Below are 18,222 nucleotides of genomic sequence, written 5' to 3'. Positions count from 1 at the left end.
CTAATCTCATATCGGCTGGCGGCGATCGTCGTCGTCTCATGGTTAGGCAGCATCAACCCCAATTAAGGACTTAAGCAGAAATGGTTGTGGTGGCAGGTTTTACAGTTGCAGGATGTAGACTGATCGAAAAAATCTATGAGGATGCGAAAACGATCGTTTACCGAGGGGTCAGAGAACAAAACGGACAACCGATTGTATTGAAAGCACTGCGAGCCGAGCATCCTACCCCCCATGAAATTGCCCGAATTCGGCATGAGTTTGAAATTACCAAAGACTTGAATTTAGAGGGGGTAGTCAAAATCTATGAGGTGGTGGAATACAAGGGATTGGCGCTGGTGCTGGAAGACTTTGGGGGACACTCCATTAAAGATCTCACCTGCAATAATCAGCTTAACCTTGAGACATTTTTGCACATCGGTATTCAGCTGACCGGCACCCTGGCATCTCTGCATGAACTAAATATCATTCACAAAGATATTAAACCACTCAATATTATTTTTAATGCAGCTACAAATCAAATTAAACTAACGGATTTCTCGATCGCCTCCCTGCTTTCCAGAGAAAGCCAATCTGCCTATAACCCCAGTTTGATTGAAGGCACATTAGCCTATATGTCGCCCGAGCAAACGGGACGGATGAATCGGGCGATCGACTACCGGACTGATTTCTACTCCTTAGGCGTAACATTCTATGAGATTTTGACCGGACAATTGCCGTTTACCACCACGGATCCCCTGGAGTTAGTCCACTGCCACATTGCCAAACAACCGATTCCGCCCCATCAGCTTTGTCCGAATATTCCCGAGGCACTTTCCAACTTAGTGATGAAACTGATGGCGAAAACTGCCGAAGATCGCTATCAAAGTGCTTATGGCATTCAGACTGATTTGCAACAGTGTTTTCAGCAACTTCAGACCACCGGAGCGATCCAACCCTTCACCCTGGGGGAGCAGGACATTTCCACTAAGTTTCAAATTCCGCAAAAGTTGTATGGGCGGGAACCTGAAATTGATATTTTAACGGCTGTCTTCGATCGGGTTAGCTGTGGGTTTACTGAGTTCATGCTGATTGCTGGGTACTCTGGGGTGGGTAAATCAGCACTGGTACATGAGCTACAAAAGTCAGTTGTGCGTCAGTCCAGCTACTTTGTTACGGGTAAGTTTGACCAGTTTAAACGCAATATTCCCTACGCTTCACTGATCCAGGCATTGCAGGAGCTGATCCGGCAATTATTGACCGAGAATGTGGGGCAAATTCAGATCTGGAAAGACCGGATTCTGGATGCGGTTGGCACAAATGGTCGAATCATGATTGATGTGATTCCAGAGGTGGAACTGATCATTGGTGAACAACCGCCTGTGCCGCAACTAGGAGCCTCCGAAGCTCAAAATCGGTTCAATCTTGTCTTCCAGCAATTTCTTGGGGTCTTTGCTCAACCCGAGCATCCTTTAGTGTTGTTTTTAGATGACTTGCAGTGGGCAGACTCCGCTTCCCTGAAGTTACTCCAGCTTTTGACCACCTCTCCCGATGGACTATGCCTGTGCCTGATTGGTGCCTACCGGGATAATGAAGTCACTCCAACCCATGCGCTGATGGTAACCCTGGAGGAAATTCGCCGCGCTGGAGTGGTTGTCAACGAAATTACCTTGCCCCCCTTAGGGTTAGAGACTGTCAATCAATTAATGGCGGATACGCTCCACTGCTGCCCAGCCCAATGTCGTCCGCTTGCCGAACTGATTCTGGCGAAAACCGATGGAAATCCGTTCTTTCTCAATCAAATCTTAATGGCGCTCTACGAGCAACACCTGTTGTCCTTTGATTTGGCAACCCGGTGCTGGCAATGGGACTTAGAGCAGATTCGCCAGGTAGGAATTACTGACAATGTCGTGGATCTGATGGTCGATAAGCTGCAACGCTTGTCTGAACCAACTCAGAACGCTTTAAAGCTGGTCGCTTGCATTGGCAATACGTTTACCTTAAACCTGTTGGCGATCGCGCACGAAAAATCGCTGTCGGCAACGGCAAATGATCTGTGGGAGGCATTGCAAGAGGGGCTAATTTTACCCTTGAGTCAGGCGTACAAGCTTGCCCATGTGACTGAACTGGAGTCCTCTCTGAGCCAGGAGGGTGACGAGGTGAATATTGCCTATCGCTTTTTGCACGATCGGGTGCAGCAAGCGGCTTATCTGTTGATTCCCGACGATCGTCGCCAGGAAACGCATCTCCATGTCGGACGATTGCTGCTACAACATACCCCTCCAGCGAACCGGGAAGAAGCGATTTTTGACATTGTCAATCAACTGAATCTGGGAGCCGCGCTGATTTGTGATCCTGCCGAACGGATCGAATTAGCCGCTTTAAATCTGATTGCTGGGCGCAAAGCCAAAGCTGCCGCCGCCTATGAACCTGCCAGTCAATACTTCACCGCCGGATTAGAAGGGCTACCAGCAACGAGTTGGTCAGACCATTATGACCTGAGCTTAGCACTTTATGCGGAAGCGGCTGAAACCGAGTATTTAACGGCTCACTTTGAGCAAGCCGAGCGGTTATCGGAGATTGTCCTGCATCATGCTCAGGATCTGCTGCAAAAGGTCAAGGTATATGAAACTAAGATCTATTTTTATATTGCCCAAAACCAGATGCTAGCGGCGATCGAGACATCGCTGCAAGTGCTGGAACTCTTAGGTGAGCCACTATCTCAAACGCCTCCTCCTGACCTGGAAATTGAAGCATTAATTCACTTGCCAGAGATGGTCGATCCCTACAAGTTAGCGGCGATGCGGATTGTGATTACGCTGGTGACACCAAGCCTGAATGCGAAACCGGAGTTATTACCGCTGATTGCCTATACGCTGGTCAATCTCTCGATGCAATCGGGTAACTCTGCCTTTGGCGCGTTTGGTTACACCTTTTATGGGTTGGTGTTATGTAGCAGTCCGGCGGGGATCGAGCGAGGGTATCGCTTTGGCAAGTTGGGCTTAAAGCTCCTGGAACACTTTCATGCCCGCAAACTGCACGCCAAAGTCATTAACATTTTTGATGTGTTTGTCCGCCATTGGAAAGAACCCGCCCGCAAAACGATCGCACCGTTACGGGAAGCGATTCAAATTGGTTTGGAAACGGGGGATGTGGAATATGCCTGCTACAATGCCACGTCCTATAGCAACTACCTGTTCTTTGTCGGGGAACCCCTGGAAGAGGTAAATCAGCAACAGCAACAGTATATTGATTTGTTGTTGAAGTTTAAACAGGAATATCAAATCTACTTCGGGCAGATTTGTCATCAACTGGTACTGAATTTGATCGGAGCCGCCGAAGATCCCTTAGTATTAGCTGGGGAAAGCTTCGATGAACGCAGCATGTTACCCATGTTGATGGCTACCCAGAACGGGACGCTGCTGTTTCTCTTCCATTTGGCTAAAACGATTCTGCTCTGTATTTTTAAGGACTATCCGCAGGCAGCGCTCCATGCCCAGGAAGCCGAGAAGTATCAAGGCAACATGGTTGGCTTCTTACAGTTCGCGCAGCATAATTTCTACTACTCTCTGGCGCTGTTAGCGGTTTGCACCGAAGAAAATGCAGCCGAGCCGCGATCGAGTTTGGAGAAAGTTGTCGAAAATCAGCAATTGATGAGTCAGTGGGCGGTACATGCGCCGGAAAACTATCAACATAAGTATGATCTGGTGGCTGCCGAACAAGCGCGAGTCTTGGGGCAGGAATTAGAGGCAATGACCTACTATGACAAAGCGATTCGAGGGGCGAAAGTCAATGGCTACCTTCAGGAAGAAGCCTTAGCCAATCAACTCGCGGCGGAATTCTACTTTTCCCGAGGGCGCGATCGCATTGCCCAGGTTTATCTGACCGATGCTTATTACAGCTATTTACGCTGGGGGGCGCTGGGTAAGGTGAAAGAGATGGAAGCTCGCTATCCTCAATTGCTGAGCCAATCAATCATTGAGTCTACTACAACAGGGCATTCTGTAAGTACAACGGGTTCCTCGGTGAGTCAGCGGGTACGAGATTTTGATTTCGGCACGATTGTCAAAGCTTCCCAGGCGATCGCGGGTGAAATTATTCTTGATCGTCTATTGGAAAACCTGTTGAAAATCTTGATGGAAAATGCAGGTGCTCAAACCAGTTGCTTAATGTTAGAAAAAAATGGGCAACTGATGGTAGAAGCAACGGCAATGGCAGAGCAGGAAGAGGTGACTTTATGGCAATCTGTGCCCATTATGATGCATCAGCAACTCCCTCTGTCGATCGTCAATTATGTCGCCAGAACCCAGGAATCCATTGTGTTAAGCGATGCCATCCGTCAGGGCAAATTTACCCGCGATCCTTACATTATTCGGACTCAACCCAAATCAATTCTATGTACGCCGATTATTAATCAAGGCAAACTGATTGGGGTGCTGTACCTGGAAAATAATCTCACTGTCGGAGCCTTTACGTCTCAATGCCTTGAGATATTAGGCATTCTGACCTCCCAGGTTGCCATTTCTTTGGAGAATGCCCGTCTTTATACCAACTTAGAAGCGGCCACTCAAGACCTGCGCCTTGCCAATGGTCAACTTGCAGAATACAGCCGTAATCTGGAACATAAGGTGGAAGAACGGACACTGGAATTAAAGGAAAAGAATACCTGTTTGAAGGAACAAGCTGCCCAATTGGAACAGACCTTACACGAATTAAAACAGACCCAATTGCAGCTCATTCAAACTGAGAAAATGTCTGGTTTGGGACAACTGGTGGCTGGAGTAGCTCACGAAATTAATAATCCAGTTAATTTTATTCACGGCAACCTGGTTCATGCTCAGGCCTATAGCCAGGACTTACTCCGGCTGGTTCAACTTTATCAACACCATTACCCCAATCCTGTACCAGCGATTCAAGCAGAAATGGTTGAGATTGACCTGGAGTATATGCAGGAAGACTTGCCAAAACTATTAGGTTCCATGAAGATTGGTGCCGATCGCATTCGCCAAATTGTATTGTCGTTACGTAATTTCTCGCGGCTGGATCAGGCAGACATGAAGCCCGTTGATATTCATGAAGGCATTGATAATACCCTGCTCATTTTGCAGAACCGATTACGCGAGAAGACTGAGACTGTGGGCATCCAAATTGTCAAGGAGTATGGCAACCTGCCAGAGGTGGAATGCTATGCCGGACAACTGAATCAAACCTTTATGAATGTGATCAATAATGCGATCGATGCCCTAACCGACCGCGATCGCGAACGATCGTTTGCTGAGATGCAAGCTAACCCCAGCACTATTTGGATTTATACAGAGGTCATGAATCCGGATTGGATCAGAATCCGCTTTGTCGATAATGGTCCGGGAATTCCAGAAACCGTCAGACATCGTTTGTTTGATCCCTTTTTTACCACTAAGCCTGTAGGTTCTGGAACGGGACTGGGATTATCCATCAGCTATCAAATTGTAGTTGATAAGCATGGAGGACAGTTCAAGTGTCGCTCTACTATAGGTAAAGGGACAGAATTCATCATTGAAATTCCGGTCAGACAATCAGCACCGGCAAGCTAGTTTCCGAACGCGGCTGTTGAGAATGGGCAAAATTTATATTTTTATTCTGCAAGAGTTTTTTGTGTAATTCTTGCAGCCAATTTTTTATGAACACTGATTCAGCCTGATTGGATACATACCTAAGTAGGATTACGATCGCTACTGATCTTTTGCTGGTTTATTATTTACTTAAAATTACGCTTGTACTTAATTTTTATTTTGAGGCTCTCAGTAATTTTTAGTAGTTCAGCTAAATCCTTGGTCAAGCTTGATTAACTGATTTTTTCATCATAAATATTCCGAAATCTCTGATGTTGTTGATTTATAGTTCAACAATAAAAATATTTATTTTAATTTATTTGATATCACGTATATAAATATTTCCTCGCTAGATTTACTGAGAAGTTCAATCTGACTAAAACAGGTAGGTCTACGGTGAACATTTAAAGAATATTAAGACTAACTTCTATGAAGTTCCCCTAAAAAATACGTGAATACATGAAGAACTTAAACAACCGAGAGATTGCTGAACCGATCGTGGCTAGATCATTTTTTGATAAGCACTCAACTACCTCCGTTGCCCAGGGGTACGCCGTTGACTATTGTAACTATGAATTAATTCATCGGGTGTTTGAGTCTCAAGTCGCACAAACACCCGATCAAGTGGCGGTAGAGTTTGAGGGCGTATGCCTGACCTATGGTGAGTTAAACGATCGCGCCAATCAACTGGCTCACTATTTGCGAACCATTGGGGTTGAAGCAGAAGTTTTAGTAGGTATTTGCCTGGAGCGATCGCTCGACCTGGTCGTGGGATTACTGGCGGTGTTGAAAGCAGGTGGGGCGTATGTGCCCCTTGATCCGAACTATCCACCGGAGCGATTAGGCTTCATTCTGGAGGATGCTCACATCTCGGTCCTGTTGACGCAATCTCACCTGACGGCATCACTGCCGGAACATACTGCCCAGATGGTTTGCCCAGAAGCCATGCGGGATCAGTTGGCTCGCTACAGCACTGAGAATCTACCAGGGCACACAACTCCGACGAATTTGGCCTATGTGATCTACACCTCCGGTTCGACGGGTAAACCCAAAGGTGTGGCGATCGAGCATCACAGTCCTGTTGCCTTAATTCGGTGGGCAAGCAAGGTGTATACCTCGGCAGAACTTGCTGGTGTGTTGGCAGCAACCTCGATTTGTTTTGATCTATCGGTGTTTGAACTGTTTGTCACCCTTTGTTTGGGCGGTACGGTGATCCTGGCAGAAAACGCCCTGCAACTGCCTCGGCTTCAAACGGCGAATCCGGTGACGCTGGTCAATACCGTTCCCTCGGCGATCGCGGCATTGCTGAGAACGCAGGGAATTCCCGCTTCGGTGAAAACCGTCAACCTGGCAGGCGAACCGCTCCAAAACCGACTGGTTCAGGATCTGTATAAGATGCCGACGATTCAGCAGGTATATAACCTGTATGGGCCGTCTGAAGATACTACCTATTCCACGGTGGCGTTAATGGAGCCGGGTAGCCAGGAATCTCCGTCGATCGGAGTCCCAATTGACGGCACTCAGGTTTACATTTTGGATGGCGATCGTCAGCCCGTTGCCTGGGGCGAAGTTGGGGAACTTTACATTGGGGGTGCAGGCTTAGCCCGTGGCTATTTAAATCGACCCGAGCTTACTGCCGAACGATTTGTGTCGCATCTGATTGGTCACCAGGCGATCGGGGGTAAATATCAGGAAGTCGATAGTGATCTAGCAAATGCCCCAAATTTAGCAGCCTGTTCTCGACTGTACAAAACGGGTGATCTGGTGCGCTGGCGGGCAGATGGCAACCTGGAATTTTTGGGTCGGATTGATCATCAAGTAAAAGTTCGCGGGTTTCGGATTGAGTTAGGCGAAATCGAGACGGTACTGTGGAACCATCCGGATGTGCAGGAAGCAGTTGTCACGGTGCAAGCGGATCAATTTGACAATAATCAATTAATTGCTTATGTCGTCCCTAAATCCAATCTAGTTGTCTCTCAAATAGAATTTATCCGAACTGTCCGCGATCGCTTAAAACAAACGCTACCGGATTACATGCTTCCCTCGGGTTTCGTTGTCTTGCCGGAGTTACCACTTACGCCCAATGGCAAGATCGATCGCCGATCGCTCCCTGCCTTTGATGTTAGCCAATCCTTATCTGACCAGATGGTTGCCCCCCGCACAGCCACCGAGCAAACCCTGACCAGAATTTGGCAGGAGGTTTTAGGGTGGCGTGAGATTGGCATTCATGACAACTTTCTGGAATTAGGTGGTCACTCGCTGTTAGCCACCCAAATTGTTGCTCGCATCGTCGAGGCATTTCAGATCGAACTATCCTTACGTTGTCTGTTTGAGCGACCCACGATCGCTGAACTGGCGCAACATCTGGAATCAATGCTGCCAGTCCAGTTATCAACTCCTAACAACCGCATTCAGCCCCAGTCCCGACAGCAACCTATCCCACTATCCTATTCGCAGCAGCAACTCTGGTTCTTGGATCAGTTGGTGCCTAATCATCCGTTCTATAACGTGCCTGAAGCGATTCGTTTGAGGGGTGAATTAGATGTGATGGCATTGGAGCAAAGTTTACAAGCGATCGTCCAACGCCATGAAATTCTTCGCACCAACTTTACGCTCCGGGAAGGTCAGCCCGTTCAGGTGATTCAGTCGATCGCGGATATAAGTTTGTCGATTGTGGATGTCTCAACGGCTCAGGAACCAGAGTCAGAAGCTGGCAAACGCATGGTGATAGAGGCTCAACGTCCCTTTGATCTGAGTCGCGATCAGTTAATTCGGGTAATCCTATTCCGCCTCAGTTCCACCGAGCATATTCTCTTCCTGAATCTACACCACATTATTTGTGATGAATGGTCGTTTAAGGTGCTGTTGGAGGAGTTAACGGCTGTTTATCCAGCTTATTTGCAGCAACGATCTGCCGGATTAGCTCCGTTACCATTGCAATATGCTGATGTTGCCATCTGGCAGAGAGGACAGTCCCAAGCGGAGTTAGAGTCCCAACTGGCGTATTGGAGCCAGCAATTAAATGGTGCGCCAGCGATTTTACAGTTACCGACAGACTATCCCCGATCGCCCCGCCCCAGCCACCAGGGATCCCGTCATGGAATTACCCTACCACCTTCCCTGACAGCACAACTCAAGCAATTGAGTCGGCAAGAGGGAGTCACTCTGTATATGACCCTGTTAGCGGCATTTCAGTCCTTACTCTGTCGCTACACTGGACAAACGGATATTTGTATTGGCTCTCCGATCGCCAACCGTCATGGCTTAGAAACTGAAAAACTAATTGGTTTCTTTGTTAACACGTTAGTATTCCGCACCGATTTATCTAATAATCCCAGTTTCCGGGAGCTATTGCATCGGGTTCGGGAGGTGGCTCTGGCAGCCTATGCCCATCAGGATGTGCCGTTTGACACCGTGGTGCAGGCAGTACAACCGCATCAGCGAGATACCAGTTACAATCCGCTGTTTCAGGTGATGTTTAATCTGCAAAATGTGCCGATGACAACCCAGTCAATGGCAGGGGTCACCCTATCTCGCCAAGCGATCGATCATCAAACGGCAAAATTTGATCTATCGCTAGACTTGACGGAAACCGCCGACGGGATCACTGGCTTTTTAGAATACAGTACCGATTTATTCGCACCGGAGACGATCGCCCGTTTGGTGGGACATCTGCAAACCTTACTGACGAGTATTGCCGCCCAGCCCGAACAACGACTGGCGACCCTACCAATCCTGACTCCAACAGAGGTACAGCAGTTTGCCGTCTGGAATCAAACTCAGGTGGTATACCCGGATCATCTGTGTATTCATCAATTATTTGCCGCCCAGGTGGAACGAACTCCGGATGCGATCGCGATCGTGTTTGGTAACGATCAACTGACATACCAGGAACTGAACCAGCGATCGAACCAACTGGCACGTACCTTACAGCAATTGGGAGTTGCACCGGAAGTTTTAGTCGGCATTTGTGTTGATCGCTTGATCGAAATGGTGGTCGGGATGTTGGCAATTCTCAAAGCTGGAGGGGCGTATGTGCCGCTCGATCCCAAATATCCCAGCGATCGACTCGCGTTTATGCTTGAGGATTCCCAGGCAAAAGTATTGTTGACTCAAACTCACTTGATGGCAGCACTACCGCATCAGTCAGTCCAAATAGTGTGCGTTGATGATGCTAAACAATTTGCAAACCAGAGTCCAGATAATTTCACAAGCGATGTGCAGCCCCATGATCTGGCGTATGTAATTTATACCTCTGGTTCTACCGGAAAACCGAAAGGAGTCGCGATCGAACATCGTAGTCCCGTTGCCTTGATTCATTGGGCACAGTCGGTGTTTACGGCGGAAGATCTGGCTGTTGTGCTAGCGGCGACCTCGATCTGTTTTGATCTGTCGGTATTTGAGTTATTTGTCACCCTCAGTTCTGGAGGCAAGGTCGTATTAGCGCAGAGTGCCCTGTGCTTACCAAATCTAGCCCACGCCCAGGAAGTCACCTTGATTAATACCGTACCATCGGCGATCGCGGAACTGCTGCGGATTCATGGCATTCCTGATTCAGTTCGCACCGTCAATTTAGCGGGAGAACCACTGCTCAACTCCCTGGTGCAGCAAATTTATCAACAAACTCAAGTGCAACAGGTGTATAACCTGTATGGACCTTCGGAGGACACCACCTATTCCACCGTAGCGCTCATTCCCAAAGATAGTCAGAAAGCACCGCCGATTGGTCAGCCGATTAGCAATACTCAAGCGTATGTGCTGGATGGCGAGAAACAACGGCTTCCGATCGGTGTCCCAGGAGAATTGTACCTGGGGGGGGCAGGTTTAGCCCGTGGCTACTTGCATCGACCGGAACTGACCGCAGAACGGTTTATTCCCAATCCGTTTCAACCGGCTGATTCCTCTCTCGCAGCTGACTACCTGTATAAAACTGGGGATCTGGTGCGTTATACCCCCGATGGCAATCTGGAATTTTTGGGTCGGATTGATCATCAAGTGAAAATTCGCGGCTTCCGGATTGAATTGGGAGAAATTGAAGCTACTTTGAGACAGTATCCATCAGTTCGGGAAGTGGTTGTAATAGTGCGAGAGGATATCCCAGCCCAGAAACAATTAGTTGCCTATTTAGTTAGCCAGTCGTCCCCTGTTCCATCGATTAGTGAATTGCGGCGTTTCCTCCAAACTCAATTACCGGAATATATGCTCCCGGCAGCATTTGTCCTGCTGGAGCAGATGCCACTTAATCCCAATGGCAAAGTCGATCGCAAAGCGCTTCCGGCTCCGGACGGCGATCGCCCCGATTTGGATTCGACCTATGTGGCTCCCCGTACCGATCTGGAAAGCCAACTGGCGGAGACCTGGGCAAGGATTCTCCAGCTAGAGACGGTGGGTGTCCAGGATAACTTTTTTGAACTGGGGGGCAACTCCTTGCTAGCGGCACAGTTAATGGTCTGTTTGCAGGAAACCTTTCAGATCGAACTGCCGGTCAGACATCTATTTGAGCATCCCACCATTGCCGGACTAGCCCGAACGGTTGATGCCCTGCGCCGAGGTCTGCCAGTCTTCACGAATCACATCGATTTAGCGGCAGAAGCGGTATTGGATGAGACGATTTACCCAACTGGAACTCCGGTCGATCTGGCGATCGTTGCTCAGCCCAATCATATCTTCCTCACGGGAGCCACGGGGTTCTTAGGCGCATTTGTGCTGTCCGAACTGCTGCAACAAACTCAAGCCACTTTACATTGTTTGGTACGGGCGGCGAATGTCAGAGATGGGTGGCAGCGGATTCAGCAGAATTTAGAGCGTTATCAGTTGTGGCAACCGGAATTTAGCACTCGGATTCAGGCGGTTCCGGGTGATTTGGGACAACCCCTGCTGGGGCTGACTCGGCGCGAGTTTGAGCGACTGACTGAGGTGATCGAAGTGATCTATCACAATGGCGCTCCGGTGAACTTCGTCAAACCCTATTCAGCCATGAAGGCGGAGACGGTATCCGGGACTCAAGAGATTCTGCGGTTGGCTTGCCTGAGTCGGGTGAAGCCTGTCCACTTTATCTCTACGGTGGCAGTCTTTGGCACGATCGGTTATTTTACTGGGCTGAAGATGCTGCACGAAACCACCGATCTCGATCGGGGAGTTGATTATGTCCACATGGGCTATACCCGCAGTAAATGGGTGGCTGAGAAATTAATGTGGATGGCACGATCGCGGGGTCTGCCGGTGACAATTTTGCGTCCTGGGTTGGTGCTGGGTCACAGCCAAACAGGGATGACTAAAACCGATGACTATCCTTCTCGTTTGATCAAAGGCTGTATTCAGTTGGGCAGTTTTCCAGATTTAGTCGATCAAAAGGAAGAACTGATTCCCGTGGATTATGCCAGTCGAGCGATCGCGCACCTGACTCGCCAGCCAGAGTCGATCGGTCAAGTGTTTCATCTCGTCCCCCAGCCCGGACAAAACGTTGATCTGGTCACCTTATTTGGTCTGATTCAGGACTATGGCTATCCGCTCAAAAAACTCTCGTACACTGAATGGAAGGAGGAACTCCTGCATCACACCCGCCATTCCCAGGAAAACGCTCTCTATCCATTGCTGCCATTCATCACGGATAAAGTTTCTCAGGAGCAGGTGACGGTGATGGAACTGTATCAAAATACGCCTGATTATGATGACAGGAATGCCATCTCTGGATTGGCAGATACCGATATTACCTGTCCACCTGTTAACGCCAAGTTGATTGAAACCTGTTTCTCCTACTTCATTGATAGTGGTTTCTTAGAAGCGCCTCCCAGGCAGTAGCTTTCTAGTGGCGAGAGATGATTGAGCGCATTTAGCCTGATAAGTGTCTTGATTAATCTCCCATCATGTTTAAAGCTGGTTAGCCCCCACAGTCACTTGGTTGTTGGCATCAGTGACTAAAGGGGGCTAGTTCCAGATCAGGGCTTGATCAGCTTAAATAAAGTGGTGGCGTGTCAGGCTGTTAGCTTGCACCCCAACCAACGTAGCAAGTCGCTCCGTACCTGCACTAATCAAGGCGTTATTGCCAGATTGAGCGATCGTTAGCCCCTCATAGGTTAATCCTGCCGTCAGATTAAAGCGGGTTGAGCCAGCCGCATAGTTATAAATGGTGTCGATGCCATTCCCGCGTGCCAACACGATCGTATCTTGCCCACCACCGAGGTAGATAGTGTCGTTACCCGATCCAGCATCAATGAAATTGATTCCATGACCAACGCTGATGGTGTCATTTCCGGCGCGACCGTAGATCGTATTGTTGCCACCATAGGCATAGATTTTGTCGTTACCATTGCCACCATCGATGTAATCATCACCGGAACCACCATACAATTCATCGTTGCCATCCTCACCGAGGAGAATGTCATTGCCGCCATTGCCATAGATTTTGTCATTTCCAGCCCGACCATAAATTGTATCGGCTCCGGCAGTCCCCCGGAGGGTATTGTTACCAGAAGTGCCAAGAATTAGATGGGCAGGATTGACCGCGATCGTGAAACTGTCTGTATCGGTTTGGGCTCCACCAATTCCCGTATTACCCAAATCATCCGTGAGGATAGTAAAGGTGACAGAGCCATGAAGAACGGCAGGGGCATCGGGCGTATATTTCAAGCCATTTAGAGCATTGTTGAGATTAGTCAATGTTCCTTGAATAGTGATGCTAGCGGAATGATTGCCATTTACAGTTAAACCATTAGTGCTGCCGAGACTTAAGAAGCCATGGCTAACCGATAATTGCACCTGTTCGATCCCATTGTTAGCATCAACATCGCTAATGGCAATGGCGTTGCCTGTGGCGGCGGAGAAGATCAGGATACTATCCTGCGTGGTGGTTTGAGCCGTGGGAACGGTGTTGATAGGAGCCAGATTACTGAGATTTAATCGAGCCAGTAATGGATCATGGTCACTCGCAGCGTTGACAAATTCGCTATTGACATGAACGATGTCAAACTCTACGCCTTTATTCACCAACCCCTGACTGACCAGGATATGATCCAGGGACTGGGAATTACCATCAAAGATGTAAGAGTAGCGTTCGGTATCTGGCAGCGTGTTGGTCAGGTTAACCAGGCTTTGTTCCAGAATAGTCAGCGGTGAGATAAATTCAAACTCATTCAAGTCTCCTAAAACAACTACATGGGCATAGGGGTCAGTTGCCAGCAGACTATCGACAAAGCCCTTGACCGCTTCTGCCTGCGCCCGCCGCTGCTCTACCCCACCGTTGATAGCTGGATTTTCCTGTCCCTGATTAGGTTGGTCAGATACTGAGGGCTGGTTCGCACCAAATAGAGGACTGCTACCGCCCTTAGAAGCAAAGTGATTATTGACCACAGTCACCTCCTGCCCCTGGAATGAGAACGTTGCCACCAGAGGTAATCGGCTATCTAGAAAAGGATTGCGATCAGGCGCATACTGATCAAAGGCGAGGCTGTCAGCCTGTTGCTGGGTTGGGTCAGTAATGGTGCGAACGGAATTAGTCACCAGAGAAACCCGATCGGGGTTATACAGGAACGTATTCCGAATATTGCCCCCCGGTTGACCGCCATTCGTGCCATTCCCAATGAAGGGGTGATCGACAAAGGCATAACGGGGCCCTCCTGCTGCCACGATCGCCTCAATCAGCGTTTGCAGGGTTTCATTCGCTGCCACAATCTCACTCAGTTCTGCTCCATCATTGTCCTGAATTTCTTGCAAGCCCAGGATATCGGGACTCTTGAGGTGGTTGACAATTTGCTGTGCGATCGCTGCGAACCGGGCTGTATCGTCATCCACATTACTTTGACGTTGTGCCGGAGTAGTGCCACTGACTTTGGTAATGTCCTCCAGTCGAGGATCCAGGTTGAGGGTGTTATAACTCGCGATCGTCAGTTGACTGGATGTACCCGTGAGTAGCGTCACCTCGGGTTGCAGTCCCCCTGCTACAGGGGTGAAGGGTTGGGTAACTTTGACTTCAAAGTTGCCAAAGTTGTAATCTATGACTCCAGTGACATCTCCCAGACGATCACCGACATTGACCTGCGGGATGGGAAATCCCGGTAGGGTATCTGGATCAAGCTGAATCTGGATGCGCTCTGGATTGAAATCGCTGGGGCTAATGTTGATAGTGCCGCGATCGCTGAGACCCGTTGCACCGATACCGTTGTTTGCCAGAGTAAAGATCTCACCAAAATTATTGGTCGGGCTAACGGCTAACGCATCTTTTACAGTTACCCGCATACCTTCCAGGCTTTCGTAAAAGTCAATGCCATCCTGGATGGGGTCAAACAGGGTGAAGTTGTCGTTGTCGATGATTTGGTTGGGGGGAATGCGATCGACTCCCAGCACGATCGCCGCCGGTAGAGGATTACCACTGGATAGCACCGTAATTCGGGCTGTATTACCCGTTGCCGTAATCTGGGTGATCGACAGGTTGCCTGTGGCAGCACCACCGGGAATAAACTCGCTCACCCGACCCGTAACTTCTACGGCATCCCCTACTCTTACAGTGGGACGAGAGCTTGTGAAGACAAAGATGCCTTCTGAAGTGGCTTCGTTGTTGTCAGGATGGGGATCTTGCAAGTAGAAGCCATTGGATTCTAGCGCTGTGACAATACCGGGAACCTGCGTCACAGTTTGATTGGCTAGAGGAGAGGTATGTCCGCTTCCTTGAATGTCGCTAATCCGAATTGGTGGTGTTACTTCAAACACAGCCACCGTGTTACTCACTTCACTCGCGGTAATCAGCAATGGCTTCCCAGTCGGGCTATCGGCTGCTGACACAAAGGTTAAGCCTTCGGGAGCTACATCTTCAGGCAAATTCAGGTATTGCACAAAGACGGGCTGGTGCGGGTTCGTGACTTCATAGACAATCACATCCCCGGTACGCTCCAAGCCAATAAAGGCATAGGTTCGGTTGTTGATCACTCCAACCACTACCCCTTCCGGCTCAGGGCCTTTATTGTCGCTGCGAGTATCAAAGCTGGCGGCAGTACCATCCGAGTTAAATAAGGTGGGGGTTTGAGCCGCCGTAACTTGTTCGAGTTGATCGCCACTGTCAAACACTAAGTTGCCGTTGCTGTCCCAAATCGAGAACGATCGCGCCCCAAAGGCGACAATGCGATCGAAATCACCATCGCCATCGGTATCGCCAGTTGCAGAGGTGACATTTAACCGTCCCAGGTTGGCCGTTTGTTTCAGGGTTGTGGCATTCGGAAAGGTCGCTGCATCCATGCGATAACCATTTGCCCCTACCCGGATTTCTTCACTAAAGCCCAGGTAATCGCGAGCATCCCCTTCATTGGCTGTGATGAAGTAGGTTTGACCGTTCGCCGTAAAGCTAGCGATCGCATCGGGTTGATACATGCCAAAGACGGGCACCGATCGAATGTTAATTCCGTTATCCCGATCGCTGGGGTCAATGCCATTGGGCTGGAGCGTGATCAGTCCTAGAATTGGCTTCTCGGCATTGGGATCAGGTGTAAAGGTTCCCGTAGTGGGATCGATGGTGATGCCAGCTACCGTAAAGTCGTTATCGTTGATGACCGCGAGAGTATTGCGATCGATAATCGTCAAGCCCTCTACCTTCTCCACCCTGTTGTAACCTGCCGTTGCCAGATCAACATGCAGCGTTTTCTGAATCGGGGTCACACCTGCCGCTTGCAGTTCTGCCAGAGTCATCTGCTCCAGGGTTTTGCCATTGATCAGATTGGGTAGGCTAGAAATATCTGTGGCATCTGCCAGACTAAAGCGATATATCTTCTTCTGAATTTGCTCCAGAGGGTCGCTGTCGATCGCATCATCATCCCGTTCCAGGACGAGAAATTCGCCATTCCCGATCGCCACCGCATCACCAATTTTATCGGCACGCGTATCCGTAGAACTGACCGCCGGTGGGTTGTCCATAATATAGAGGAACTGGCGGGTTGTATTCGTCGCGGGATCAAACTCAACAATCCGAATATTCTGCAACCCATTGAGTGTGGCATTACTGAGGGTATCTGGATTGCGGAGCGGACTCTGAACAAAGGCATACACCTTGCCATCCTGCAACGCCACGGCTTCAAACCCCCGGTTCTGACGGCGCTGTGCCAAGACTTCTGGTAGCACCTCTGTCCCAAAGGTTCCGGCAGGTTGTCCGGCGGCGGCAGCCGTTCCGATCGGCACGAAGCGATCGATCAACACGCCATTGCTATTGAAGTGATAGATGGCGGGTCGGTATTCATCTACCATCCAGAATGTGCCATCCGGTGCCACCACAATACCTTCCAGGTCAGCCCCCAGGGGATCTAGTGGTAAAACGTTACCTTGCAGATCTACCGGAACTTCATCGTTGTAAGGTTGGTTAGCGTTGTTGCTGATGGCGGTATTGGGCAGACCGGACAGGAGATTGCCCTGGGCATCCTTGAGCTGAATCCGCTCAGTAATGGTAATTTGCCCCGTGGTGCGACTGAGTTCAAACCGAATAATTTCTGGGGCGAAGTCAGAGAGCAGGAAAGGACGATTAATGCCCGTTGGTTCGCCATTCGGACCGCGATCGGTATGGGTAATGAACTTGAGGTCGCCAGTTGCCGTGTAGCCCTCAAAGGTCAACCCTGAAAAGCCCCCTAACGGAATCTCCTGTCCGGCGGCAGTTGTTCCTAAAACTGGCAGGTTGGTGAACTCGTAAGTTTCCAGCCCAGTCACTGTTGGCTGATTGTAGTTCTTGAACCCTAACGGTTTGATCTCGGTAACCGTGGCAGTCGCAATATCGACGATCGCGAAGGCATTGTTCTCCTGCAAAGTAACGTATGCCTTGGTTCCATCGCTCGAAAAGGCAATATATTCCGGTTCCAGATCTTGAGCGACAGTAGCACCCGGCCCGAAAATGCGGACTCCTGCGGCGCGTAAACTATCAATTTGATCGTTGAATGCTGTGAAGCCTGCCGTTTGAACCGTGGCATTGGTCACGCCATTGGTCAAATCGATGATACTCACTGACCCTTCCGGATCGAAGGAATCTGGCTGCCCATAACTGTTGGGTTCTCCTTCGTTCGCCGTTAGAACCTTTGTGCCATCTGGGGTAAAGGTGAGCATATCTGGCAAATAGCCCACTTCTACAGAGTGGAGCCAGGAACCATCTACCGCATTAAAGAAGCTGACACGTCCAGGTAACTGAGCATTCGTGGTGGTATTTTGAATCGCATAAGCCACCGCGACAATGCCATTTTTGACTGCCACACTATTGGGAATAGCGGCTGTTCCGGTCGGGATCGCAAAGCCGGGATTCAAATCCCCTAATTTCGTTGGACTGCTGGGATTGCTGAGGTCGAGAATCTCTATGGTAGAACCCGCAACTACAAACAAACGCTGGCTGGTTGGATCAAAAGCCGGAATCTCAGCGCCATTGCTACTGGTATAGCCACCAATTTTGGTCAGAAATCCGGTGCTCGTATCGTTATCGCCGATCGCCATACCAAAGTCTCCTATTCAATACAAATAACGTGTTATTGTGTAGTTTTTCAGCACGAAAAATTCCTCCAACAATTGCTTGCCGGAGATGGAACATTGAACACATCAACATGCCTTAAAGGCACACAACTTGAATGCTTGAAAGATCAGCTGAATGGTACAGAACTAGCTGTCATCTGATTTGGATTTTGTTACCAGTAATCAAACCATC

General features: G+C 49.2%; 3 protein-coding genes. 2 read left to right on the top strand and 1 reads right to left on the bottom strand.

The window, feature by feature from the left end; all coding sequences use genetic code 11:
- Nucleotides 1-89: 89 nt before the first annotated feature.
- Nucleotides 90-5,549 (top strand): trifunctional serine/threonine-protein kinase/ATP-binding protein/sensor histidine kinase, encoded by a 5,460-nt coding sequence (locus ACN4EK_RS00110; protein WP_431655281.1) that lies wholly within the window; start codon nt 90-92, stop codon nt 5,547-5,549.
- 477 nt (nt 5,550-6,026) lie between these two features.
- Nucleotides 6,027-12,368, top strand: a complete 6,342-nt coding sequence (locus ACN4EK_RS00105; protein ID WP_431655280.1) for a non-ribosomal peptide synthetase — start codon at nt 6,027-6,029, stop codon at nt 12,366-12,368.
- A gap of 153 nt (nt 12,369-12,521) precedes the next feature.
- On the opposite strand, the gene ACN4EK_RS00100 is transcribed toward ACN4EK_RS00105, so the two are convergent.
- A complete protein-coding gene (locus ACN4EK_RS00100; RefSeq protein WP_431655279.1) occupies nt 12,522-18,014 on the bottom strand; it encodes a choice-of-anchor I family protein in 5,493 nt (1,830 codons plus the stop codon).
- Nucleotides 18,015-18,222: the final 208 nt, after the last annotated feature.

Origin of the sequence: Pantanalinema rosaneae CENA516 (genome assembly GCF_050753385.1) — a bacterium.
In the GTDB taxonomy this organism is placed as follows: Bacteria; Cyanobacteriota; Cyanobacteriia; order Leptolyngbyales; family Leptolyngbyaceae; genus Pantanalinema; species Pantanalinema rosaneae.
Note: the sequence above shows the minus strand (reverse complement) of the source record. Positions and strands in the feature narration are given on the sequence as shown.

What these genes read in the sequence shown, in the direction of transcription:
- ACN4EK_RS00105 (WP_431655280.1), top strand. Translation starts at nt 6,027, where the DNA reads ATGAAGAACTTAAACAACCGAGAGATTGCTGAACCGATCGTGGCTAGA.
- ACN4EK_RS00100 (WP_431655279.1), bottom strand. Translation starts at nt 18,014, where the DNA reads ATGGCGATCGGCGATAACGATACGAGCACCGGATTTCTGACCAAAATT.